At 48.6% G+C, this 24,653-nt stretch carries 19 protein-coding genes; 6 read left to right on the forward strand and 13 right to left on the reverse strand.

Annotated elements, in window-relative coordinates; genetic code table 11:
* Positions 1-298: 298 nt before the first annotated feature.
* From RSX24_RS11520 to treC, 5 genes are all read right to left on the reverse strand, one after another.
* A complete protein-coding gene (locus RSX24_RS11520; protein ID WP_343260658.1) occupies positions 299-4,240 on the reverse strand; it encodes a X2-like carbohydrate binding domain-containing protein in 3,942 nt (1,313 codons plus the stop codon).
* Between the two features lie 379 nt (positions 4,241-4,619).
* A complete protein-coding gene (locus RSX24_RS11525) occupies positions 4,620-5,258 on the reverse strand; it encodes a sugar O-acetyltransferase (RefSeq protein ID WP_438286809.1) in 639 nt (212 codons plus the stop codon).
* A 198-nt stretch (positions 5,259-5,456) separates the two neighbouring features.
* Positions 5,457-6,200 (reverse strand): trehalose operon repressor, encoded by a 744-nt coding sequence (treR, locus tag RSX24_RS11530; protein WP_343260659.1) that lies wholly within the window; start codon positions 6,198-6,200, stop codon positions 5,457-5,459.
* 100 nt (positions 6,201-6,300) lie between these two features.
* Positions 6,301-8,310, reverse strand: coding sequence for a PTS system trehalose-specific EIIBC component (treP, locus tag RSX24_RS11535; RefSeq protein ID WP_343260660.1), 2,010 nt, complete (start codon positions 8,308-8,310; stop codon positions 6,301-6,303).
* A 38-nt stretch (positions 8,311-8,348) separates the two neighbouring features.
* Positions 8,349-10,049, reverse strand: coding sequence for an alpha,alpha-phosphotrehalase (treC, locus tag RSX24_RS11540; RefSeq protein ID WP_343260661.1), 1,701 nt, complete (start codon positions 10,047-10,049; stop codon positions 8,349-8,351).
* A 349-nt stretch (positions 10,050-10,398) separates the two neighbouring features.
* Here treC and RSX24_RS11545 point away from each other — a divergent pair, with 349 nt between their 5' ends.
* The gene (locus RSX24_RS11545) at positions 10,399-10,887 is read left to right on the forward strand and encodes an NUDIX hydrolase (RefSeq protein WP_339278133.1); all 489 of its coding nucleotides are present in this window, start codon (positions 10,399-10,401) and stop codon (positions 10,885-10,887) included.
* Positions 10,888-11,071: 184 nt separating this feature from the next.
* Entirely contained in the window at positions 11,072-11,467 is a 396-nt protein-coding gene (locus tag RSX24_RS11550; protein WP_236413927.1) for a hypothetical protein, read from the forward strand.
* Positions 11,468-11,470: 3 nt separating this feature from the next.
* Here RSX24_RS11550 and RSX24_RS11555 read toward each other — a convergent pair whose 3' ends face one another.
* Together RSX24_RS11555 and RSX24_RS11560 are read right to left on the reverse strand one after the other, a co-directional pair.
* Entirely contained in the window at positions 11,471-12,184 is a 714-nt protein-coding gene (locus RSX24_RS11555; protein ID WP_343260662.1) for a type 1 glutamine amidotransferase, read from the reverse strand.
* Between the two features lie 330 nt (positions 12,185-12,514).
* Positions 12,515-13,288, reverse strand: a complete 774-nt coding sequence (locus RSX24_RS11560) for an IclR family transcriptional regulator (RefSeq protein WP_339278132.1) — start codon at positions 13,286-13,288, stop codon at positions 12,515-12,517.
* 211 nt (positions 13,289-13,499) lie between these two features.
* On the opposite strand from RSX24_RS11560, the gene RSX24_RS11565 reads away from it, so the two are divergent.
* Entirely contained in the window at positions 13,500-14,312 is an 813-nt protein-coding gene (locus RSX24_RS11565; RefSeq protein ID WP_343260663.1) for an undecaprenyl-diphosphate phosphatase, read from the forward strand.
* Between the two features lie 112 nt (positions 14,313-14,424).
* On the opposite strand, the gene RSX24_RS11570 is transcribed toward RSX24_RS11565, so the two are convergent.
* Complete coding sequence (locus tag RSX24_RS11570) at positions 14,425-16,485, reverse strand: beta-galactosidase (protein WP_343260664.1); 2,061 nt, start codon at positions 16,483-16,485, stop codon at positions 14,425-14,427.
* A gap of 264 nt (positions 16,486-16,749) precedes the next feature.
* Between RSX24_RS11570 and flgB the strand changes: the two genes are divergently transcribed.
* Together flgB and RSX24_RS11580 are read left to right on the forward strand one after the other, a co-directional pair.
* Complete coding sequence (gene flgB / locus RSX24_RS11575; RefSeq protein WP_343260665.1) at positions 16,750-17,160, forward strand: flagellar basal body rod protein FlgB; 411 nt, start codon at positions 16,750-16,752, stop codon at positions 17,158-17,160.
* Positions 17,161-17,320: 160 nt separating this feature from the next.
* Positions 17,321-17,791, forward strand: coding sequence for a GNAT family N-acetyltransferase (locus RSX24_RS11580; RefSeq protein WP_343260666.1), 471 nt, complete (start codon positions 17,321-17,323; stop codon positions 17,789-17,791).
* 177 nt (positions 17,792-17,968) lie between these two features.
* On the opposite strand, the gene RSX24_RS11585 is transcribed toward RSX24_RS11580, so the two are convergent.
* From RSX24_RS11585 to RSX24_RS11600, 4 genes are all read right to left on the reverse strand, one after another.
* The gene (locus RSX24_RS11585) at positions 17,969-18,190 is read right to left on the reverse strand and encodes a helix-turn-helix domain-containing protein (protein WP_339278127.1); all 222 of its coding nucleotides are present in this window, start codon (positions 18,188-18,190) and stop codon (positions 17,969-17,971) included.
* Positions 18,191-18,201: 11 nt separating this feature from the next.
* Entirely contained in the window at positions 18,202-18,678 is a 477-nt protein-coding gene (locus RSX24_RS11590) for a DUF2975 domain-containing protein (RefSeq protein ID WP_236413916.1), read from the reverse strand.
* Between the two features lie 127 nt (positions 18,679-18,805).
* Positions 18,806-19,549: a hypothetical protein gene (locus RSX24_RS11595; protein WP_343260887.1), complete on the reverse strand. Its 744-nt coding sequence runs from the start codon at positions 19,547-19,549 to the stop codon at positions 18,806-18,808.
* A gap of 155 nt (positions 19,550-19,704) precedes the next feature.
* A complete protein-coding gene (locus RSX24_RS11600; RefSeq protein WP_343260667.1) occupies positions 19,705-20,925 on the reverse strand; it encodes an MFS transporter in 1,221 nt (406 codons plus the stop codon).
* A gap of 239 nt (positions 20,926-21,164) precedes the next feature.
* Here RSX24_RS11600 and RSX24_RS11605 point away from each other — a divergent pair, with 239 nt between their 5' ends.
* Complete coding sequence (locus tag RSX24_RS11605) at positions 21,165-22,031, forward strand: helix-turn-helix transcriptional regulator (protein ID WP_343260668.1); 867 nt, start codon at positions 21,165-21,167, stop codon at positions 22,029-22,031.
* 135 nt (positions 22,032-22,166) lie between these two features.
* Here the strand turns inward: RSX24_RS11605 and RSX24_RS11610 are convergent, their stop codons facing one another.
* Positions 22,167-24,560 (reverse strand): ABC transporter ATP-binding protein/permease, encoded by a 2,394-nt coding sequence (locus tag RSX24_RS11610; protein WP_343260669.1) that lies wholly within the window; start codon positions 24,558-24,560, stop codon positions 22,167-22,169.
* Between the last annotated feature and the right edge of the window lie 93 nt (positions 24,561-24,653).

Genomic DNA, 24,653 nt, shown 5'->3' on the forward strand with positions numbered 1-24,653 from the left:
TGCTCACCCCTATGTGACTGCATCTCCTGCGACATATGAATTGACCTGCGCCCACTTCCTTTATTCAGAAAAAAGGGACCACCGCGTGGTCCCCAAAGACAATCTCTATAAATCGCACTAATCATCACACTAGGGCACTGCAAGTACAGTACCATCTTCCGATCGCTGTTATCCCCAGATTTTTTGATCCCCCTTTTCTAAGGGGAAAATCCGGTGATAAAGGCGAACGCTTCGCTTCTCCAAATTGCTTCTGCCTCTCCGTTAACGTGTGTGTTTGTTTTGCGGTTTATTTCGCTTTCTATTTTTGCTGCGTTTCATCCACCCATTGTTCTCCACCTGTTGCACCTGGCTTCGCCGCATGATCGGTCGATGCCTCCTCAATATCTCCGAAAGCCCAATGCGAAGCCGGAACATCGCCCCATCTTGGCTGCGAAATGCCGGATAACGGCCCTCTGCCCAGCGCACGATTGATCACAGCAACGGCTTCGGCTCGCGTCAACAGCGCTTTGGGACGGAATGTTCCATCTTTGTAGCCATTCAACATGCCTGCGCCTTGCGCCGCGAGGATCGCCTCTTCTGCCCAGTGGCCGCGGATATCGGTAAATCCGCTTCCTGACACCGGTGATTTCGACGCGGCTGCAGCAACAGCAAGGATGGCCATTTCTGCGCGGGTTAACGGTTGATCCGGCTTGAACGTACCGTCCTTGTACCCTTTCATCAGTCCCGTTTTGGCAACCTTGGCAATCGCCTCCGCTCCCCAATGGTCGGAAGGTACGTCGCTGAATGCAGCATTGGTTTCTGCTGCTTCTTGATCGTAAACCTTGGCCAAAATGCTCGCCATTTCCGCACGGGTAATCTGGCGATTCGGTCTGAACCATCCGTCGGCATAGCCATGGATATAAGCCCGATGACGAAGAAGCTCCTGATCCGTGCTGCCTGCGGTTTCCTCATGGGTGCCTGTTCCCGGAGTAGGTGCAGCCGTTGACGGTCCGCTTGGGCCGGATGGTACCGATGGATCCGATGGGTTTGTCGGATTGGTTGGGTTTGTCGGGTTTGTCGGGTTTGTTGGGTTTGTTGGGTTCGTAGGCCCCTCGTTGCCAGACGCAATCGTGAATTTCAACTGATCCGTGAACATCAGTTCCCCGGATTTCTTGACGGCCTTGAGTTTATGCGCCCCTGCTGTTAATCCGGATACGCTGAATATCTCCTGCATGTTTTTACGGCCTGCGCTGTATGCGTCTACCGTTTGAACCCATTGTCCGTCAACGTAAATGTCGACCTCTCCCTGTTCCGGACCGGTCGGCGTAATCATGCGAATGCCGGTGCCTTTGAAGACATATTCAAAATAATCGCCGTTCTCTGCCGAATAGTGCACATCATTGAGGTAGTCGCCGCTAAAAACAAAGGTGAGGTTTAACGTACCGAGCGGCTGGGCGGCAAGATATGATTTTTTCAAGGTGATCAGATCGCCTGAAACTTCATAGTCGGTTCCTTTCACCAACTCACTGGACCCGTTTTTGATTTTGCTGAAACTTGCCGGCTCCTGCAGCAGCCTCACTTCGATGTCTGCCTGAGCGGCTTCCGCTTTGTCAAACACGGCGCTTACCGGTTGGATGCTATTCGGAATCTCCACCTTAAGCATGTCAAGCAGCATGAAGCGTCCCGATTTCTTCACTGCCTTCAGCGTGTGCAATCCGTTCGTCAGACCCGAGATGCTGTAGAGGTTCTGTTGTGCCAGTCGATCGGTGCGGTACGCGCTGACCGTTTCCTTAAACTCGCCGTCCACGTAGATATCCATGTCCCCCTGTGACGGGTCGACTTCCGTGAACAATTGAATGCCCGTTCCTCTGAACTCGTATTCAAAATATTCGCCGTTCTGCTCGGCATAGTGCACATCGTCCTTGTAGTCGCCAAACCCTCTACCCGTGCTGCGGTTCCAGTTCCCGTTATATTTGATGGCCGGGTCATCGTTGTTGATCGTCACGAAGCGCACGCCTGTCGTATCGCTGACCTTCACCGTCAGGACCTGTGGGCTGCCGCTGCTAAAAGTGACGCTCAGCGTCGTTGTGCCCACGGGAAGCTGCGCAAGATATGCTTTCTTGATGGTCAGCGTGTTTTCAGCCACCTCAACATCATTCTCGCCCAGAAGAACGCCGTCTCGTTCGACACCTACGAAGGTATTGCCGTTCAAGTTCAGCGTAATCGAGATATCCTTCTGCTGTTCCACCGCTTTGTCGAAGTTGGTGACGGTCGGTTGAATCGTACTGTCCTGCTCGCCTGTCGGCACTTCCTTGGTTACTGTAAGTGCATCCAGGAGCATGTACTGCCCGGAATCTTTCACAGCCTTTAGAGTATGTGTGCCATTAGGCAAATCCCGTTTGCTGTACAGGATCTGCTGTACTTCCCGGTCACCGTCGGTATATGCACTCACCTTCTCTGGCTCTCCGCCATCAAGCGTGATGATCATGTCCCCTTGTTCCCCATGCTTTTCCGTCAGCAGCTCAATCCCCGTACCCGTAAACGTGTATTCGAAATAATCGCCGTTCTTTTCCGTAAAATGCACATCATCGTTATGGTCGCCCAAACCACGCCCCGAATTGTGGCTCCATGTTCCCGTGTATTGAATGTCACTGCTGTCATCGTTAACGTAAACCACATCGGTTACGGCAGCGTTGTCTTCCAATACGGCGGCGGGTTCATCGTTCGTCGCATTTGCACCTTCAGGCAAATCTGCAATCGCGGATTCCGAACCAGCGGTTGCAGAGTCTCGAATTGTAAGGGACAGGTCCTGCGTGCCTTCGGATTGTTCTTTGCCCCCGTTGCGCTTCCATTCGCCGTGATACCGCATGCCTGTGTCATCGTTGTTCACCGTCGACGTGCCGCTTAGCGCCGTCACTTTCAGCATTCGCGAAGCATGGGGTTCCAACAAACCTCCGCTGAAGCCCTCGTTGAAGGTGCCCAGCTCCGAATGGCTCCACAGATCGCGAACCGAAGCGGGACCTTCCAACCCGATATCGCTCCATTTGACGTTGACCTCGGCGCTCCGGTTAGCCAGGTTAAACAAGGCTACGCTGTATGTTCCATCCCCGTTGTTGGCGTACCATACCTGCTGCTTAGTATCCATTGATACGGGATGAGCCGGGCGGCCCGCCTGATTAACGGCAATGACCTCGTCATTCGTCAACAGCTCCAAGCCATAGCTGTCCAGTCTGGTCAAATCATTTCCCGTATACAATGGCGCAGAGGAAATCGCCCAGAACGTCATGGCCGTTTTGCGCTCGTCCTTCGTGAGTCCATCCATTGAACCATTGCCGACATTCAAGGAATCGAAGTCGTTCCATCCTCCGGGCCCCGCATCCCGCCACCACAATGCCGCGATCGGGAACAAGCGGGCGATATTCGCCCATTGCGTCAGCCCTACGCTGCTGTCGTATGCCTCGACGTCCCAATCGATGCGCCATCCATTGGCGTGCTTTTTCCAAAAGTCTACGTAATTATGGTCCAACGCCCAGGAAAGCTCGAACCAGATGTCATGCCGCGCCAGCGCCTTCGACCACGCTTCTACGTCCCCGCGCGCATCCCGGCTCAGGTTGTTTATCCCCGATCCCGGAGTTACGCTGTCGAACTTGACGAAGTTGATTCCCCATTCACCTAACATATCCGCAATGGAATCCACGTATTTCTGGGAACACGGATTCGAAAAGTCGATCTTGTACGTATAAGAATTCCAATAATCCATTACGGTTAATGGTTGGTACACGATATCCTGCATGCGACAGGCGCCATCCGTTCCGTAAATTTCGAGATTCTGGTTATATGCATCGATGGACAATCCAGGGATCAGATAGATACCGATCTTCTGTCCATTGTTGTGCACGTAATCGATCACTTCCTGAAACCCGTTCGGATACAGCTTTTCGCTCGGAATGGGCCTCCCGTATTCATCCATGTCTCCATTCCAGCCTGCATCGATGTTGATGTATTCATAGCCGTGGGCTTGCAGTTTCTCACGCATGGCATCGGATTGCTTCTTGATGCTCTCTGCGGATGTCCACTGACCGGAGGGCTCATACACTTGCATGCTGTAACTGCTCCAGCCCATGTACGGTTTCTCGGCCAAACTGGCATCCGCCGCCTCAGCCACGTTGCGTGTCGTTCCAATAAAGCCGAATTGCACTGCCGTCATGATTAGCACCAACAGCCCCGTCGCCAACCTGTTCCCCATTCGTTTCAAATTCATTCCTACCTCCTCTGTAAATGAAATTCAGTCGATAAATGGTAGCGCTTTCCTTACGAGAAAAGAATAGTGTAATTTGAAGTCTCCGGGGTAGGTACAATTGGGGAATTTGCGTACATTTCATCGCCCAAGCAGGGGCATAGCGGTCATAGAACAGCCATTTTTCCTCATGGGCTTATCGTTCGGGATCCATAGATTCAGCAGAAGTAGTCTGGTCGTACATTCCTGACGGATAAACTCCTCCGATGTATGGGTTGTATAAAGCATCAGCCGTTCGTAATCTAGTTTACATAAGTATAACTACGTTTTCACCCTTACTCTCTTTCCAATAAAAAAAAGCACGTTCTCGCCTTTTCCATCAGACAAGTCCGTGCTTCCTAAATTATTCGATGACGCGACAATCGGCCAATATCTCCGGTTTATGGCGCATGCTGTCCGCCTCCGTAATGGGGCGAATCACTCGGCAAGGCACGCCCGCGGCTATTGTGTTTGCCGGTATGTCTTGGGTCACGACGCTCCCTGCGCCGATGACGGCACCGTCCCCGATCGTCACGCCGCCACATACCGTGACGTTGGCTGCAAGCCATACGTCATTTCCGATCGTGACGGGTTTGGCGTAACATAAAGACTTGGGTTCTCCGTCATGATGAATCATTTGCCTGCGCTCAGCGGCAATAAGCGGATGAACAGGCGTAACGATCGTGACATTCGGCCCAAAACTGACATGGTTGCCGATGGTCACTTTGGCGTCGTCCTGTACGGTCAAATTGTAGTTGGCAAAGAAATGGTCGCCAATCTTGGTGTGCACGCCATAGTGAAAGAAAATCGGGCCTTGCATGAAGCAATGCTTCCCTTTGCCGCCAAGCAGCTGCGCCAGCAATGCTTCGCGTTCCTCGGTTTGATCCTCGAATGTGCGGCTGTATTCACTGCTCAGATTGTGGGCACGCCGCTTTACTGCTCTCAGTTCCGAGTCCGCGGGACTGAATAAAATGCCGTTAAAAATCCGCTCTTCTTCCAGCAATACGTCCATCTCCTTCGTTTCGTCTAAACAAGCGGAACACGCGAATTCACGGTTCGTACGCACTTTATAAAGAATGTTTATAAAGTATGCAAAAAAATTGCAACTGGGATGGCTGCTCATTAACATCAGGAACCATCTGTTGCAATTTCATTGTAAATCATGGTAAGGGGTGCATGTCAACGCCAGTATGCACCGATGTTAGAACAAATCCTTGGAAGGATCCTCCACGTGCACCCGCCGCGCAAAATCGACGAATTGGAATTTGTCCAGCCGATGCCGCGATTCCGTAAACTGAAACAGCATCGTGTCTTCAAGATATACATAGTTGCGGACGACGACGATGTGTCGGTAATCGCCCAGATCCAGCAGCCTTCGATCTTCGGCCGTGACCTCTTCGACGGAGATTTCCTTTTTGGCGTAACTGATTTTTAATTGGAGCTCTCCTTCGAGATAAGCATAGATCGAACGAGCGGCAATGTCCTCCGTCAACTGCTCGACAACGGACGTAAGAAAGTAATCTTTATCCAAAATAATCCGTTCGCCTTCGATTTCCCTTGCCCGAATCACTTTCCAGACCGGCTCGTTCGCGGGAACTTGCAGATGTCTGGCCACCGCGGCATTGGCAGAGATCCGAGCGACTTCTTCCACATGGGTTTGCGTATCCCTGCCCAACTTCTCCGACATTTCTTTGAATGAAATGAGTCCGGTAATCGGGAAGTCCATGCGTCCCATGTCCAGCACGAAAGAACCTTTTCCCCTTACTTTATGGATGTATCCATTCTGTGCAAGCAGGTTCAAGGCCTTTCGCACCGTTTCCCTGGAAGTGCCATACTCGGCCGTAAAATCGTTTTCCGAAGGCAATTTGGACCCCGGTGCCAGGCGGCCATTCTGGATTTTTTCGGAATAATCATTGTAAATTTGCAAATAAATATTTTTGTTCAACGTAATCACCATACTCATTCTAACACGGAATCGGCATAAATCCATAAAAGCCGCTCTGAATACGGATTCGTCATATCATGAATATGCTGTGCAGGAAACGTTATGCCTTCAAATGCACCCGCAAAATAACGTCACCTTGATGCTGCACAAGACCCAGCTTCGTCTCTTCGACCACATCTACCCGATCCTGCCCATCCGGCAAAATAATCGGCGTAACCAATGAGTATCCTGCATCGGCGATCAGTTCACGGTCGAATTCCAACAGAAGCTGGCCTGCTTTGACGCGATCGCCGGTCTGTACATGCGGCGTATATCCGCTTCCTTTAAGGGCAACGGTGTTGATGCCGACATGGATCAGAATTTGAACGCCGCTCTCATGCTCCAGAATGATTGCATGCTTGCTCTTGATTACATGAGACACCGTTCCGTCGAATGGGGCAAAAACTTTCCCTTCTTCCGGTTCGATGGCAATCCCTTGCCCCATCGCCCCGCTGGCAAAAGCCGGGTCAGGCACGTTATCAAGCGCGACTGCATTTCCTTTGATGGGAGCCTGAATCTCCAATACCGATAGATTTGGCTTCGTTCTGTCCGCGGATAAGACTTTGCCCCCGGCTTCGCCTACGGCTACTTCGGCAGAAGCCTGTTGTACTCCGGAAGCACGGCTGTCACGAACATCCGCTGGATCGCCGTCTGCCAACGCCGCATTGCCTTTCCATTTGCCGTAAACCACAGTCGCAACGAATGGAACCACCAATACGATGGCCATACCGATGAAAAATACGCCCCATTGGTTCGGGAAGATGGACAGGAATCCTGGAATCCCGCCCACTCCGATCGAGGATGCGAGGACATGATTCATGGTCAGCAGCACACCTGCCAATGCCGAACCGATCATACCGAACACAAACGGAAACTTGTGGCGCAAGTTCACCCCGAACATCGCCGGCTCCGTGACGCCTAGAAATGCCGAGACCGAAGACGTGACGGCCAAACCTTTGCTTTTCTGCTGTTTGAACACAAACATCATGGCAAGCGCGGCCGCGCCTTGCGCGATGTTTGAGAGAGCCAGCATCGGCCAAAGGAATGTTCCGCCTTGAGATCCGATGAGTTGAACGTCAACGGCGAGGAACGTATGATGCATACCCGTGATAACGAGAAGCGCATACAATCCGCCGTAAATCAATCCGCCCAGTGCAGGTACGGTATCAAATACATACACCAATCCGGATGTGATCGCATTACCGAGCGCAAACGTAATCGGCCCGATCAGCGTAAATGCGAGGAATCCGGTGATCAGCAGGGTAACAGGCGCGACAACCAGCAGTTTGATGGAGTCGGCTACCCTTTTGTTCAGGAACGTTTCAATCTTGGCGAGAATATAAGCGGATACAAGGACCGGAAGCACCTGACCCTGATATCCGAGTTTGTTGACTTCCCAGCCGAACAGGTTCCACACCGGAACGGCATTGTTCGTCTTGGCTTCGGCATACCCGTAAGCGCTTAACAGATCGGGATGAACAAGGATCAATCCGAGTACGATACCGAGCAGCGGACTGCCCCCGAACCGTACGACGGCTGACCATCCGATCAATGCAGGCAAAAACGTAAACGCCGTGCTGGCAATGGTGTTGATAATCGATGCAAAGTCCTTCCATTGCGGATAAACCTGAATTAAGGATTGCCCTTCAAAAAAGATGCCGGGACCTGTCAAAATGTTGTTGATCCCGAGCAGCAGACCGGCGGTAACGATCGCCGGCAAGATCGGGATAAAGATATCCGCCAGCGTTTTGATCGCACGCTGAATCGGATTTTGTTTTTTGCCGGCGATGTTTTTTACGTCGTCCTTGGATACACGCTCAACACCGGTGAGTTGAATCACTTCTTCATATACTTTGTCGACCAGACCTGGTCCGATAATGACTTGAAATTGGCCTTGCGTGGAGAAATGACCCTTGACCAAATCATTCTTCTCCAATGACGCCTCATCGACCTTGCTCTCGTCACGCAGCGCAAACCGCAGGCGGGTCACGCAGTGCGTGGCCGCTTCAATATTCGCAGAACCGCCAATCGCTTCAATGATCTTTTCCACGTTTTTACGATCCACTGACATATACCTCACTCCTCCTCATTTCTCATACTCCCCAATCGTTAGCGAACGATCCACATGTAAGATGCGTACGGACCAAGTTCGAGCTGTTTCCGGAGTTCCATTTCTTCCCCCGTGTTTCCGACCAACAGCTCAAATGTCTTCCCTTCTAGGTGCTGCCACGACGCATCCGGCAATTCAAACGCTGCCGCTTCTCCGCTGAAATTGGAGATGACAATCAATGTTTCGTCCCCGTTACTGCGACTGTAGCCGTAAATTTGGGGATGGGCCTGATCCAAACGTTCGTACGTGCCATCGGTGAACACACGAATCGTTTTGCGGAACGAAATCAATTTGCGGTAATGATGGAACACGGAATCCGGATCTGAAAGCTGCTGCTCCACATTCCATTCGGGATAACGTTCATCCACCTTGATCCACGGCGTTCCTGTGGTAAATCCGGCGTGCGGGCTGTTTTCCCATAACATCGGCGTGCGGGAATTGTCCCTTGAGCGTTCTTTGATGATGGCAAAGGCCTCTTCCGCCGTTTTTCCGCGTTCCAGCAAGATCCGGTACATGTTCGTTGATTCGATATCCCGAAACTCGCTCATATCGTTCCATTTCGGGTTGGGCATGCCAATCTCCTCGCCCTGGTAAACGTACGGCGTGCCTTGCAAACCGTGAAGCGTCGTTGCCAGCAGTTTTGCACTCTCGGCCAAATAAACATCGTCATTCAAAAAACGGGAAATCGCTCTTGGCTGGTCATGATTGTTAAAGAATAGCGCATTCCATCCCCCGCCTTGCTGCATGCCGGTCTGCCATTCGGACAACAGGCTTTTGAGCTGCTCGAAATCGTAAGGCATGAGCTCCCATTTGTTGTTGTTCGGGTAATCCACTTTCAGGTGGTGAAAATTAAACGTCATCGAGAACTCGTTTTCCGCCGGATTGGAATAGCGGATACAATGTTCAAGCGTCGTTGACGACATCTCTCCTACCGTGACGAGGTTATATGGTGCGAAAACCTTTTCGTGCAATTCCTTCAGATATTCATGAACGCGCGGGCCGTCCGTATAATGGATGCGCCCGTCACCCGGCGCAACTGATCCGTCATCATTCGGGAAGTCCTGATTTTTGGAAATGAGGTTGATCACGTCCATTCGGAATCCACTGACGCCTTTTTCCGCCCAGAACGTCAGCAATTTCACGACTTCCTCTCTGACCTTTTCATTCTCCCAATTCAGGTCGGCCTGCGTTTTATCGAACAAGGTGAGGAAATATTGACCTGTCGCTTCGTCATACTGCCATGCCGGACCACCGAATTTGGATTGCCAGTTGTTTGGTACGCCGCCATCCGGTGCCGGGTCTCGCCAAATGTAGTAATCCCGGTACGGATTGTCCTTGGATGAACGCGAAGCCTTGAACCACTCATGCTCGGTCGAGGAATGGTTTACCACGATATCGATCATGAGATGCATGTCGCGGCGTTTCAATTCCCGGACCAGCTCGTCAAAGTCGGCCATGGTGCCGAATTCAGGAGCGATGCGGTAATAGTCGGCTACGTCGTAACCGTTATCATTTTGGGGACTGACATAAACCGGCTGAAGCCATACGATGTCAATGCCCAACTGTTTGAGGTAATCGAGTTTATTCGTTAATCCCCGGATGTCCCCCAATCCCGAACCTGACGTATCGTTAAAGCTCTTTGGATAGACTTGGTAAACGGTAGATGTTCTCCACCAATCGTTTAAATTCCGCTTGTTCACAGTGAACCCCCTCCGATGCTACTTGAATAATCCTGTATATACAAGCAAGACCGATTTTACACCTGTATATACATGTTGTCAATGCATTTGATAACAAAAGGGGTACTGTGAACTCAAGGGCCTTCGCCCTATTTTCAGAACTGAGGAACCCATCGCACTAAATATATGCACCGACACTCCGATTCAAGCATGACCAAAATGTCAAGAAGAATCCAACAAAGCAACAAGAGCAAAGACAGGTTCATTCAATCGCCGTATGTATCTTCAAGTATAAAAAATGACGCAAGCAGGAAATATCCACATTTACATGGAATAAATATACATCTATATATTATGAGGAGGTCGTTAAATGGCGTTTCCAACACATATTGTATCGGCAGGCGGAATCGTAGAAGATGGGCATGGCAATATTCTTTTGGTTAAAGCACATGACGATGGTTGGGTGTATCCTGGCGGGATCACTGAAGTTGGAGAAAATCTGATCGATGGCGTCATTCGTGAAATTAAAGAGGAAAGCGGCATCGATGCTACGGTTAGCCACATGATAAGTGTTGTGTCGAATACAGCAATACATAAGTGGTATGATGGCGTGACTGACGTACCTACGAAGGTCATGTTTGATTTCGTGTGCAAAGCTGTAGGTGGGGAATTAGCCACTTCTGATGAAACCAGCGATTGCAGGTGGGTTCCCAAGGAACATGTCCTGGATCTGATCACTTTACCTGCCATTCGTATGCGTTACGAGGCTTATTTGAATTTTAATGGTTCCGTAAATTACATGGAGTACGTCACGGCGACAACGTCCGAATGTGATGTCAAGATTCAAAGGCATCTGTAATCGTTCAACATAGCCCCTTAACCAAAAAAATGGCTATATAAACCGCACTAATCACTCACACAAGGCACTGCGAGTGAAGCACCATCCTCCGTCGCTGTTATTCCCCGGATTGGTTCTGCCCCTCCGTTTAACGTGTGGATGCTTTGCGGTTTATATAGCTGATGATTTTAAGGAGGAATGCATAGTGAGAAGCATAAAGTCGCCCGGTGGCTCGTTATTTCCTTATTATTACAAAGGAGGGGAATTGCACTGCCTCAAGTATGGAAGTTTTCACACTAATGCGGATGCGTTATTTATGTTAATGAAAGCAGAAGAAGATTTTATTACAAGCCGAAACCGCCAGCTCAATATATGGGTTGATTTTTACGAAACGAAGCTGACGACTTCTGTCTTGATCAAATTTGCGGAGAATATCGGTCATCTCCAAAACTACACGAAAAAACTGGCGATTGTAGGCTTCACGTTCTGGGACAAGCTGCGTTTGCGCCAAGAGATGAAGAAAATTCCCCATCCCATTTCGTTCCCGATTAAATATTTTGATGATCCGGAGGTCGCCAAAGCTTGGCTTGTAAGCGAATGAGCCTTAACCAGAATTTGTCTTCAACGAGTTGTTTAATGCGATCTTGTCCAAAATTCCCCATAACAGCATCTTGGAATTCTCGCTATGTACCATGCCATCTCGAATCTCCGTTTCACGCTGAATGAAAGGCAAATCCGTAAGTTCATGAGTCCAGTCGGACAACATTTGCTCAATGCAGCTTGGCGTGGATTCCAGGTGAAACTGTAAACCAAGAACATGATTCCCGTACGCAAACGCTTGCCGCTCGCAAGCTTCGGAATACATCAGATGCCGAGCCCCTTCAGGCAGCGTAAAAGTATCTCCATGCCAAGCAAATGACATGAATTGTTCGGGTACGTGCGTGAGCCACGGATGACGTTCCTTCGTTCTTTGCATCCGGTGCCAGCCGATCTCCTTCTTGTCCCCATTGGAGGTTACCGTTCCCCCCAGAATTTCCGAAATCATTTGAGCTCCCAAGCAAATGCCCAGCACCTTTTTTCCCATGTCGATGGCACGTTTTACAAACGCCTTTTCCTGGATGAGCCACGGGTGTTCATTCTCTTGGTAAACGCTCATCGGTCCACCCAGCACCACAAGAAGGTCCATCGTTTGGAGCCACTCTTGCGGAATGTCTTGAGCAGGATCATGCAAAAGCAATTCGTGCCCGGCATGTTCGGACCATGACACGATCACGGATGGATCATCGAATGCAAAATGACGAAAAGCAATAATTTTCATAAGCTCACCTCGACTTCAAAGAATAATCATAATCATATCTCATTTTTCAATATGAGCAATGCAGTTATCCCGAATAATGAGATAATGGCAAAATAATTTGATATAGGTTTATCCCCTTTCCCGAATACCGGGATGAATTCGATGTTACACTCCCTTATGCTCTTCCGGAATGGATCGTAAACCTGCTGAAAATGATGCAGGGAGCACATTACTGGAAGTGAAAACGCGGCAATTACAGCAGAAGGCCCTCCGTCATTGATTGACAGAAGGCCTCATGTATTGATGGTTATATTCCATTGGAATATGATGGTCGAACCTTTGCGAAGAACCTCATCCATGTCGGCTTTTGCCGCGATATCCCAGTTCATTGGATATGAGATTGGCATATTTAATGGCCAAATTGGCGTATTTTTCAACGTTTTCTTCATCAAACCGAATGGAAGGACCTGCTACGTTCAACGAACCGATGACCGTATTCTCGTAAGAGAAGATCGGCGCACCGATGCCGGTGGTGCCTTCCGTTGCCTCGCTGGACGTGATGGCGTAACCGTTCTGTTTGATCTTCGCAAGTTCCTGCTCGATATATTCGCGGGAAAGCGGCTTAAGCGAAGGAATGTCATTCCAGTCGAACGAGTCTAACAATGTTTTTTGCAACCCCGAATTCAGGAAAGCAAGAATCACCCGATTGGAGGCTCCGATGAACAAAGGCAGGCGCAGGCCAATCGGCTCGGAAATTTTCAATACTTGCGGCGAATCCACCGAATCGATGTAGATCCCTTCTGCATTTTCGCGAACGGACAAATATACGGTCTCTTTCGTTCGTTTCGACAATTCCTCCATAACCGGCCTTGCGACCGTACGCAGCATCAGGCTATCCCACATCAGGAAACCGTATTTCATCAGGGACAGGCCGAGCTTGTACCGTTTGGTCTTTGTGTTTTGCGTGACAAAACCATGCTCCGCAAGCGAGGAAAGCAAACGATGCACGCTCTGCACCGGCATGTTCAGCGCCTTGCTGATTTCCGTAACGCTCATGTCCTTTTCCGTGCCCTGGGGCAGCAGCAGATCCAATATTTGCACTGCTTTTGAAATAACGCCAGACAATCCGATCCCCCTCCTTGTCTCTACTTTGCAACCATTATATCAAATGGCAAAGAATTATATTGCACCCACGCTTACTCTATCTATGAAAAGGAATTTGTAGAACATGCGTCCCCTATTGTATCATTATGTATTGTGAGTCTTGTCGTCAGCTTCTATTTTCTGGAGTTCCATCGATAGATTCATAAATTGAATACACCATTGGGAGGGAATCATGGCAGACCTGGTAACTTGGCTGAAATATTTGCTGCTGGGTATCGTGCAAGGGGTGACGGAGCCCATACCAGTCTCCTCAAGCGGACACCTGATCATTGTGCAGCGACTGCTCGGCATGGAACAGAACGGATTATCCTTTGAAATTTTGACAAACACAGCGTCATTGATCGCAATCATTTTCATTTTCCGCAAAGACATCAAGGACTTAATCGTCGGTGCAGTACGTTATTTGCAGACGCGCAAAACCGAGTATCGGACCGACTTCATGTTTTGCGTCTACATCATCGTCGGCACCATACCCGCGGCCGTTGCTGCGGTATTTTTCAAAGACACCATTGAACGAATCTTCACCTCCGTACATACCGTTGCCATTAGTTTATTGCTTACAAGCGTTGCTCTTTGGCTGATTCGCAATTTGCGCGGGCAAAAGAGAGACGGCAATCTCTCGATTCGCGACGCGATATTGGTAGGTTTGGCACAGGCCGTCGCGCTGATTCCGGGCATCAGCCGCTCGGGGTCGACGGTGATCGCTTCCATCGCGGTCGGAATGAAGCAGGAAACGGCACTGAAATTTTCATTTATGCTTTACATTCCAATCAGCATCGGCGGCTTAATTTTGGGTGCATCCGATATTGCCCACGATCCGAATCGTTCCCAGCTGGCCTTTCCGTATCTGATTGCTTTCATTACCACGCTTGTTGCAACTTATTTCGCCATGCGGTGGTTCATGGGCATTATGGCCAAGGGCAACCTGATCTACTTCTCGTATTACTGCTTTGTTGCAGGTATACTTCTTTTAATCCTTTTGTAAATTCAAACATTCAAACAAGTACCGCCCGATTTGGATTTTATGTACTTGTTATGTGCTGCATTTATCAACTGAAAATGGCGCCGACAATCACTGTCAGCGCCATTGTTGTTTTTTATCTTTTTATTAAAACCCATACCCCAAAAGGCTCCAATGTGGTGTTCCCCTCAAGCGTTTGACCTGTCAGCAATTCCTCAGCCTGCTCATGAAAATAGACCGTCGCCTGTTCGCTGCTGTAGTTCAACAAAAATACGAGCTCTTCCGCGGCATCGGCTCGAACGGCAACCTCCACCGTTTCAGGCACCTCACACCAATCATGCAGCGGAGAAGTTAACGGCAAACGTTTCAGAAGTTCCTTCGCCACAGGAAGATCAAAGGACGCTCCCCAATAATAAACGCTCCCTTTGCCAATCCGATTCACCGTCAATGCTGGTTTTCCTTTGTAATAGCTTGACTCATATGTGGCGAGAACTTCAACCGTGTCAGCCTGCACGCTTAGAATATCGTTAAAACGAGGCGCATCGATCTCTGTCCCCTCATCTGTGAATCTCACCGCTACGGGGGCCGCAGTGCCATTCACCATCGTAAAGTCTTCGACGACAATGCCGCTGAGCGCCGCAGCCGGTCCCGGCAATGGCTGCATCCGGCAGTGGCCTGCTTCGTCTTTGTAACCTGTGCGACATCCAAAGACCACGGTCCCGCCATGTTCCGCATATTGCTGCAGCATCCCAGCCGTGCTTTCCCGCAAAATGGCTCCATGAGGATAAATCAATACATCGTATTTCCCGAGCTCCCTTCCCTGCTCTTCTTCGGCTCCCGGTCGGATGGTGACCACGTCAACAGGAATGTGCCCGTACTGTAACGCCTTAAACCAGCCAAGCTCGCTGGGTCTGGCCAAAGAACCGTGCCATTGGTCCAATTCCCCATCCCACTCGTTGTCGTAATCGCGAAGTATGGCAGCTTGGGCCAAGTAACGTTTGCCGATAATGCGTTCTCCTGCCTTTTGCAGCTCCTGACCTACGCGGCCTGCTTCGGCTACGCGACGATTGGGCTGGTTGTGGTAGTCATTGATGCCATGCCAGTAAATTTCCGTGCCAAAGATGGCTGTTCGCCAGCGGAAATAAAGAACCATGTCCGCTCCGTGAGCGATGCTCTGGTATGTCCACAAACGCATTTGTCCCGGTTGCGGCGCCGGCATCTCCATCCGGTTTACCCATCCGCCCGGACCGGCTTGTTGTTCCATGATCGCGAAATTCGGGGATATGTCCCTTACATTGCTCAGGGAAAGACTCCATTTTCGATCAAGGAGCGGCTGTTCGCCGGTGTCAGGATAGATGCTGCTGAACTGTGGATAGGAATCATAGGACATGAAATCCAGGTTTTCATCCGACAACCGGTGGCTGTCCAGGTGCCCAAACAAACCGTTGGTCGTGATCCACTGGTTTGGCGCTTCAGCTCTGAGGATGTCGGCTTGCGCTTTGGCAAACGAAATGGCGTTATCCGAGATAAAACGTTTCTCATCCAGCGCCTGATGTGGATTCGGCGATCCAGAGACGGTTGGACGGGGCAGATGAACCTGATCCCAGCGATCATAGGTTTGATTCCAGAAAACGGTGCCCCATGCTTGATTAAGCCGTTCCAGCGTGCCGTACTTCGTTTGCAGCCAACGACGGAATTGCACATGATCCGCTTCGGCATAGAACACGTTCATTTCGCAGTTCAACTCGTTATCAATCTGCCAACCTATAATGGCAGGGTGATCTTTGTAATGTTGCGCCATTTCCCTCGTAATACGGGCGCAGAGCTCTAAATACACGGGACTGCTGTAATTGTAGTGCCTCCGCTGCCCATGATGATATGTAACCCCTTCCATAGATACGTTCAGTACTTCCGGATATTTATGCGTAAGCCAGGCCGGCGGCGTAGCCGTAGGCGTACCCATGATCACGCTGATCCCGAATGTAACCGCTTGCTCCAAAAAGCGATCAAACAGCCCGAATTCGAATCTCCCTTCTTCCGGCTCAAAAATGCTCCAGGCAAACTCTCCTATTCGGATAATGTTGAATCCCAGTTCCTTCATTCTTCGCAGATCATCCGCCCATAGCGATTCATCCCAATGTTCGGGATAATAACAAGCTCCCAAATAAAACTGATTGACCGTCAAAGCATTTCCCACATTCGCACTCCCTTTCATCGATGGCCTCATTGCAGCCTCTCGTCTCGTCATGAACTTAATGTAATTCTCGTGTATAACCGCGGAGATTTCAAGAACTTTCAACATTCATTGCCCAATAAAGAATGGATGTCCATTTTGTAAAAAATCAGTGTTATAAATGATATGTACATGTAACTATATGTAACAACTGCTATGTTGACAGTCTGCATGCTGCTTTCTATCATGGAGAGGATGGAAAGCATTCGCCGTGAAGGAGGCTAAGACGTGATAGAAACCAACACTTCAAGACGTAATGAATCGCTTTTACAAATACTGAATACGAAACACGGTGTAATTACCAATAACATTGCCAATGCGGACACGCCCAACTACAAAAGGAAATCGGTTGCGTTCGAGGATGAGCTTCGCCGGATGATCGAAAACGGCAACACTACCGAGCTGGATTTGAAACAGACACATCCGAAACATCTGTCCGCCAAGGATGCCAATCCGTCGGTAGTCCCTTACCGGATCATTGAACATACCGATACAACGATGAACAACAATCGCAACAACGTCGATATCGATATCGAAATGGCAGATCTCGCCGAGAACCAGCTATTGTATAACTACATGGTCGATCGCGTCAGCGGACATTACAAGAAAATGAAAAATCTTTTGCAGGATCTGAAGTGACGAACCAAGGCAGCCTTGTGCAGGTTGCTTTTTTTGTTTTTTTGGCTATGTTAATCCTTAATATTGATATTTAGACGAACATCTTTCTTGTACTAAGTTCACAGAGCATGTACTATAAATTGTATTTTTAGCAAGCATCTCAATAGGAGGTATATATTTAATGGAGGTTTCATTATGCAAAGCAGATGTAAAAGATGCAGTGACCATTCATGACATGAAAGTCAAAGCATTTATGCCCTTATTGGAAAAATATCAGGATTTTGAAACAAGCCCCGCCAATGAAACCGTAGAAAGAATGATTACTCAAATCAATCAATCTTTTACAGATTATTTCATCATTCATCATCTTGAGGTTGCTGTTGGTGGAATTAGAGTTGTGAAAAAAGAAAATCAAATCTATAGTGTTAGCCCAATTTTTATACTGCCAGAACATCAAGGAAAAGGAATTGCTCAAAAAGTCTTTACAATAGTTGAGCAGATCTATGATGATGCAAAGTCATGGAAATTGGGTACCATCTTACAAGAGAAAGGAAACTGTTATTTGTATGAAAAGATAGGCTATAAAAAAACGGGTTCAACAAAAGTAATTAACGACAAAATGACGATGGTATTTTATGAAAAGCACTTATAGATGAATAGTCATTGGTTTAAGTTAACCGCCATTCAGTGGGCGGTTAACTTTTGTAATGCAAATCAACAAGTAAGTCTAATACAGCCTTCTTTTTAAGGAATATGAATTCTTGGGACAAAAAAGTCCCCGATGCTGGGGACTTCTTGGCCTGGCGTAAGACATTCTGTACTACCATCGTCAATTATCGCTTTCTTCTTCGTCCACGTATTCCAGAATATCTCCAGGCTGGCACTGGAGCGCCTTGCATATCGCATCCAACGTTGATAGACGTATGGCTTTCGCCTTGCCGGTCTTCAGAATGGACATGTTGGCTAACGTGATATCCACCTTTTCGGACAGCTCCGTGACACTCATTTTTCGCTTCGCCAGCATGACGTCAATATTGATTATAATGGCCATATGCTTTCACCTCAAATAACGAAGTCATTCTCTGATTTGATGTCTGCAGCTTCCTGCAAGAGTCGCTGAAGAACGGCCGCAAAGACTGCTATGACCAGTGAAGCAAAGATCGGGATCATTCCGATCAAAATGAGGCCTGGCGCATCGTCTTTCTCTGCAACGAGATACACAAAGGGCATCATGAGGACATACAGGATGCTGATCGCAACGGCGCATTGTTTGATTTTCTTCAAGGCCCTCACCGAAACCTCGGAGAACGCTTGGTTCGCATCAATGTAACCCAGAAGCCGGAACGCCTGTACCAGCGCCATGAAGAAAGGGATTATCGAGACATAGGCAATCAACAACGCGGGATACAGCATGTGAGCATATTCAGGATTTGCCGGATGATTCATGAACCAATACAGTCCAAAAACGCCCAAAACCAGAACCGGAATCCCAATCAACAGGACGGCTGCCTTCAGAAAAATGGTTGAACCTCGTTTCACTTTTAAACACCTCGCTTGTTTTCGTGAAATGAATGTATCATGAAATTTATCGTTTTACAATAAATTATTGTTGTTTAACAAAATATTATTATTCTTTTAAAATAAAAAAACAGCTGCGGAATGTTTGTTACATTCCTGCAGCTGCTTTAATTTGTTGTCTTTGTGACATGATCAACCTCTTTAATTTTTCCGTCCCAAACGCTCCGTCCGTAAAGGCATTTGCTTTTGGATAAAACACCATCCTGAATGATGTGCCGTCCTGCAGGTGCACGCGCAAAAAAACGCCGGACTCATGTTTTGCTTTTTTATAAACCTCATCGAACCCGACATATTTCAAAGGAATCAGTTCGCTAATGAAGTCCGCTGCCGCATCTTTAGAGAAGTCGCCGATCCTACTGCCGTCAATGCCGCTTTCGAGGCTAACTTTCTGTACTTTGCCTTCAATATCCAAAAGGTCACCCAGCGTGCTGGCATTAGGGTTATCGTCGGCCTGGTAAATCTTACCTTCTGCGACAACGCGGAATTGCGATTGATACCCTTTTAATTCACGCACTTCCGTTCCGATGGGCAGAAATGCAGCATCCCCGTTTTGGGATACGTGGTCTGAGCAAGCATGACCGCTCAACGTGTAATTGACCTCCCCTACCTTATCCCCGATTTGCTCCGGCTTGATGACCATCGTTTCATCGCTGTTTCGGACATAGGTAATCTCGTTGATGATCATAAAATCAACCCAGTCAACCACTTCCTTGCATGCTGACTTCGACGTCTCCTGCCCTTTTTCCGCAGTATTGCAACCAACGAGAAACATCAGAACTAAAAATACCGTCATTAGCAATCGACCATATTTCATCGTTTTTATGTAAATCACCTCAACCAATAAACGAGTGGCGGAAGCAGAATGTTACCACTTCATGTCTATTTTTTGTTCGCTGAGGCAAAGCTCGTTTCCCAAGCCCCAATTCTTGAAAACGAAAAAGGTCGCCATCATCGCGACTTTTCCTGGAATGACATCTGTTGTTCTACTCATTGGTACTGGGATTGAGGTAACACCTTTGGTGTACTTTTGTCGTCTTCAGGTTTCAATTGAATCGAGCTTTGACATACTCTCGTAATGACAAATGCCAGCAAAGCCAGGATCACGGCAACCGGAGGCACCCAGTTGACGCCGCCCAGATTAACGGCAAGTCCGCCGACACCGGAGCCGAGCGCGATGCCCACGTTAGCAGCAACAGGCAGCAGCGTCGAAGCAAACGGCTTGGAGTTCGGAGCGATCGCTCCGGTTACCTCGAACAGGTACAGCTGGGATGCCGCGCTCATTGAGGAGGATAAGCAGCCGATCAGGAACAAGCACGCCAAGCCGAGCCAAAGTTGGGACACGGCGAAGCTGAGCCCAAGAAAGACGGCAGCCTGGATGACAAACAGCCACTTGAGCTTGGTCATAAAATCGCCCTTGGCGATTTTTGCGCCGATCCAGTTACTCAGAATGCTGCAGGCTCCATAGATGAGAAGCACGGCGCTGATCCAGCGTTCAGGCACGCCCATGGACTGTCCCAGCAGCGGCGTGATATACGTAAATGTCACGAAAATACAGCTGTTTCCAAGCACCGGAATCAAGCAGGCCAGCAAAATGCGCGGTTTCATAAAGAGCGTCATCTGATCGCTGAACGAACCGACGATCGTCGTCGTTTGGCGCGGAAGCACGCGAAACATCAACGCAAACGGCAGAGCGCCGATACATGCCGTAACCACGAAGGTCATGGACCAGTTCAAATGCTGGCCGATGAAGGTACCCAGCGGAACGCCAAGCACGTTGGCGATGGAAAAGCCGCCCAAGATCCACGCGATGGCTTCCCCTCTGCGTTCCCGGCTGACCGCATCGTTGGCAATCGAGATCGAAAGCGATATCGTAAGCCCGCAAGCGATGGCCGAAACGATGCGAATCGCCATCAAGGAAGCAAATGACGTCGAAAACACGGTCAGCAAATTCAAGGCAAGCACAATCGCAAAGCCAATCAATATGGAGCTTCTTCTCGATATTTTGGCCAGAAACGCAACCGCAAACGGCGTTCCGATCGCATAGGCGATGGCAAAACCGGACACCAGCGTTCCTGCGGCTGCCAGCGACACTTGCATGTAACTTTCTATTTCCTTCAGCACGCCAACGATCACATATTCGGTCGTCCCCAATACAAAGCTGACGAGCGTGAGTATTAAAATAAGTAAATTTTCACTTTTTCTGGTCATTTATAAACCCTCACTATTCCTTTCTAATGTTGCAAGCGCTTTATTTTCTTGAACAGACCTCTTTTTATAATAATTTTGCTTTCCCTTCCTTTCAGTTTCAATATATATTACTTATTGGATAGTGAAATTGTACTGTCAGACATGAAAAGCGACAATCAAGGTTGTTGTGATGTTGTCTCAAAACATTATATATGTTGTCATTTCAATTCAGATTGTTGAAGGGAAGACATTAATCATTAATGAATACACGCCATGAATCCGCCCATCGGCATGAGGATCAGGATTGCATCATTATTTATGTAGGCAAGCTGGCCGACCATCCTCATTGGAGTTTTCCAACGCATAAGCATGACGATTTGCACGAGATCATCTACGTCAATGACGGCAAAGGTTCGTTTACCATCAATGGGATCAATCATTTGGCCCAAAAGGGAGATCTGCTCATTTACAACAGAGGGACGCTGCACGAAGAAAAGTCGAACCCGGATTTCCCGTTATCGACGCTGTATTGCGGCTTCCGTTTCAAAGAAGGTACCCGCGTAAATCATGATTGGGTCGTTCCCCCCGGCAGTGAACCCATCCTTCGCGCGAACCGTTATTCGGAAGAAATCCGCTCCTTGATGCAAACCTTGTTTAATGAATTTTCGATTCGTGAAGACGGTTACGAGGTGGTGTCTCAGCATGTACTGAAAGCACTGTTAATGATCATTGAACGCATGTCACGTCATCAGCTTGCCACCGGAGAAATTGTTCGCGGCAACACGCTCGCCGAAAGCATCAAAGATTATCTGGACACGAACTATCGGCAAAACATCAAGCTGAAGGACCTGGCGGAACAGTTCCATATCGACTTCTATTATTTGATCCATATGTACAAAAATCGTTACGGGACTTCCCCCTATCATTACTTAATTCAGCGGCGGATGGGCGAAGCGACCCGTCTTCTCGTTTCGACCAATAAAAAGATATGGGAAATTGCTAAGCTGGTCGGCTACGACAACCCGAACTACTTCACGATTCTTTTTACGAAAACGGTTGGCGAATCCCCGCGCAGTTTCCGCAAACAAAATCAAAAGGACATGTTTGGCGATCATGCATCCGATTAACCAAAAAAAGCAGCCTTCCTTGGATCAATGTCATTAAGTTTAGAACTTATCTTAAGGACATTGATCTTTGGATGGCTGCTTTTGGTTAACGTTCAAATGTTACATGCAATGTTCAGTCAACATCGGTCAAGCGCGTTACTCCGTTCTTAAAGCAATGACCGGGTCTTTTTTGGTTGCCGATCTAGCCGGAATCATCCCCGCGATCAGGGTCAAAAGCATGCTGCCAATGATTAGTATGGCGGAATGGGTTACCGTCAATTGGGCAATCCCCTCAATGCTCAGCAGATTAGCGATCACGCTGTTGATGACCAAAGTCAACAGGTAAGAAATGACAATTCCCAGCATTCCGGCCACAAGACCAACGATTAACGTCTCCGCGTTAAACAAGCGGGAAATGTCTTTTTTTCTTGCTCCGATGCTGCGCAATATACCGATTTCCTTGGTGCGCTCCAATACGGAGACATACGTGATGATTCCGATCATGATGGTCGAGACGACGAGAGAAATTGCGGCAAAACCGATCAATACATAGGATACCGTATCCAGCACGGTCTGAATAGCCGATCCGATCATCTCGGACATGTCCGTGTATACGATCCGGTCCTCTTCCGATTTGCCTTCATTATACGCATCCAGATACTGTTTGATTTCATCCTTGCCACCAAAGTCTTTTGGATAAATGCTAATGCTTGAAGGTGTCGTGACCGCACCCAGCGCTCTCAGGCGAGCATCCTTGGCCTGTTCATTGGCAAAAGGAGTATTCAAAACGACATCCCGATCGGAAGCCTGCTGCGCCAGGGCAATCGCTGATTTTCCGGAATCGTTCACAATATAGTCCGTCAGCTTCGGCGTGTATACGATTCCTTCGGACAAGTATCCGCTGGATGATGCATTTCCGTCTTTCAATCTCAAAATGCCTGTGATCGTCAACTCCATCCCATCTGCATCCTCATACAATTCGGGATACGACTCAGCTGTTGCCGGAGCAAAAATGCCGTTCTCCTTTTCTGTATAAAATTGATCGTTCGGAACGATCTTCAATATTTTTTTGCCGATAAAGTCGCTAAGTTTATACTCTTCATTCTCTGTGAAGATACCCAATTTCTCAAAAAACGCTTGATCCAATCGGTTGTAAGAATCAACGACGAGGGCAACTTCATTTTCAGCCGTCGGATAACGGCTGCCCTCTCCAATGAAATCATAGAGGGAAGTAATGAATTCTTCATTGTCCGGAAGCTCCTGCCAATAGGTCGGGGCGGCCCCGAATCCCGGGGACATGTCAGACGAAGCGTTCACCGTAGTCTCAAATCTCACGACATCCTTGTCGCCTTTAGCGAGTATGTTCATATCAACGTCACGGCCGTAGGTTACCGCATTTACAGCACCGGGTAGTTCTTGTCCTATTTTGGAGACATAATCGAAATAACTCGCAGTCAATACGTTGGTATGCTGTTGCGTGTTCGCCGCGCTGTCGTGCGAATAAAGAACATCCCCGTTTGGAAATTCATCGTCTTCCCCACCGCTATTTCCTGTGAGTATGCCTGCTGCCGAATCCGGCGGTCCTTCGATTTGCTGCACATTCTCGGATATGGTCAGCGGGAATCCCGCCAGCGTTTCGGATTGCATTTTGGATATGTAATTGGATAAACCGGTGGATAGGGCTAATACAAGGGCAACGCCGATAATGCCGATGCTGCCTGCAAACGAGGTGATGAGCGTCCGCCCTTTTTTCGTCAGCAAGTTTTTGAAAGACAACGAGGCAGCTGTCACCAGGGACATTGAGGTTTTGCCCAAGCTAAGTTTCTCAGCTCCGGACGAGCTCTGCTGCTCATATCCTGTTTTGTCGTTCAACATCGGATTGCTGTCCGACTGCACTTCTCCATCCCGCAAATGAATGATTCTGCTGCTGTATTCCTCAGCCAAGTCGGCGTTGTGGGTAACCATAATAACCAATTTCGTTTTGGAGATGTCTTTGAGGATCTCCATGACTTGAACGCTGGTTTGACTATCGAGTGCTCCCGTCGGTTCGTCAGCCAAAATGATGTCCGGATCGTTGACCAGCGCCCTGGCAATGGCAACCCGCTGCATCTGTCCGCCCGACAATTGATTCGGTCTTTTATCCAGCTTGCTGCCGAGGCCCACGGATTCCAAAGCCGCTTTGGCTTTTTGTTTCCGTTCCGAAACAGGTACTCCCGACAATGTCATGGCAATTTCCACGTTTTGTAGAATCGTTTGATGAGCGATCAGATTATAATTTTGAAATACAAATCCGATGGAATGATTGCGGTAAGCATCCCAATCCCGATCCTTGAAATGTTTGGTCGATCGCCCGCCAAGCGAAAGGTCTCCCTCATCATAACGGTCCAGTCCGCCCACGATGTTAAGCAGCGTTGTTTTGCCGCAACCTGAAGGTCCCAGGATCGAAACGAATTCGCTTTCCCTGAATTCCAGGGATATCCCCTTTAACGCCTGCACTGTTTCACCGCTATGGTATGATTTCTTGATGTCTGTCAGCCTTAACTTGCTCAATATGACTTCCCCCTTCATTTGATGTCTGAGCTCATCATAACAGCAGAATTTAAACTGACAGGGGGAAAGTGTTTAATAAAAGGTAAACCAATG

The organism is Paenibacillus hubeiensis (assembly GCF_032334105.1).
GTDB classification, from domain to species: domain Bacteria; phylum Bacillota; class Bacilli; order Paenibacillales; family Paenibacillaceae; genus Paenibacillus; species Paenibacillus hubeiensis.

Coding starts and splice junctions, on each gene's coding strand:
- RSX24_RS11520 (WP_343260658.1), bottom strand. CDS start 4,240: ATGAATTTGAAACGAATGGGGAACAGGTTGGCGACGGGGCTGTTGGTG.
- treP (WP_343260660.1), bottom strand. CDS start 8,310: ATGTCAGTGGATCGTAAAAACGTGGAAAAGATCATTGAAGCGATTGGC.
- RSX24_RS11545 (WP_339278133.1), top strand. CDS start 10,399: ATGGCGTTTCCAACACATATTGTATCGGCAGGCGGAATCGTAGAAGAT.
- RSX24_RS11555 (WP_343260662.1), bottom strand. CDS start 12,184: ATGAAAATTATTGCTTTTCGTCATTTTGCATTCGATGATCCATCCGTG.
- RSX24_RS11565 (WP_343260663.1), top strand. CDS start 13,500: ATGGCAGACCTGGTAACTTGGCTGAAATATTTGCTGCTGGGTATCGTG.
- RSX24_RS11580 (WP_343260666.1), top strand. CDS start 17,321: ATGGAGGTTTCATTATGCAAAGCAGATGTAAAAGATGCAGTGACCATT.
- RSX24_RS11585 (WP_339278127.1), bottom strand. CDS start 18,190: ATGGCCATTATAATCAATATTGACGTCATGCTGGCGAAGCGAAAAATG.
- RSX24_RS11600 (WP_343260667.1), bottom strand. CDS start 20,925: ATGACCAGAAAAAGTGAAAATTTACTTATTTTAATACTCACGCTCGTC.
- RSX24_RS11605 (WP_343260668.1), top strand. CDS start 21,165: ATGAATACACGCCATGAATCCGCCCATCGGCATGAGGATCAGGATTGC.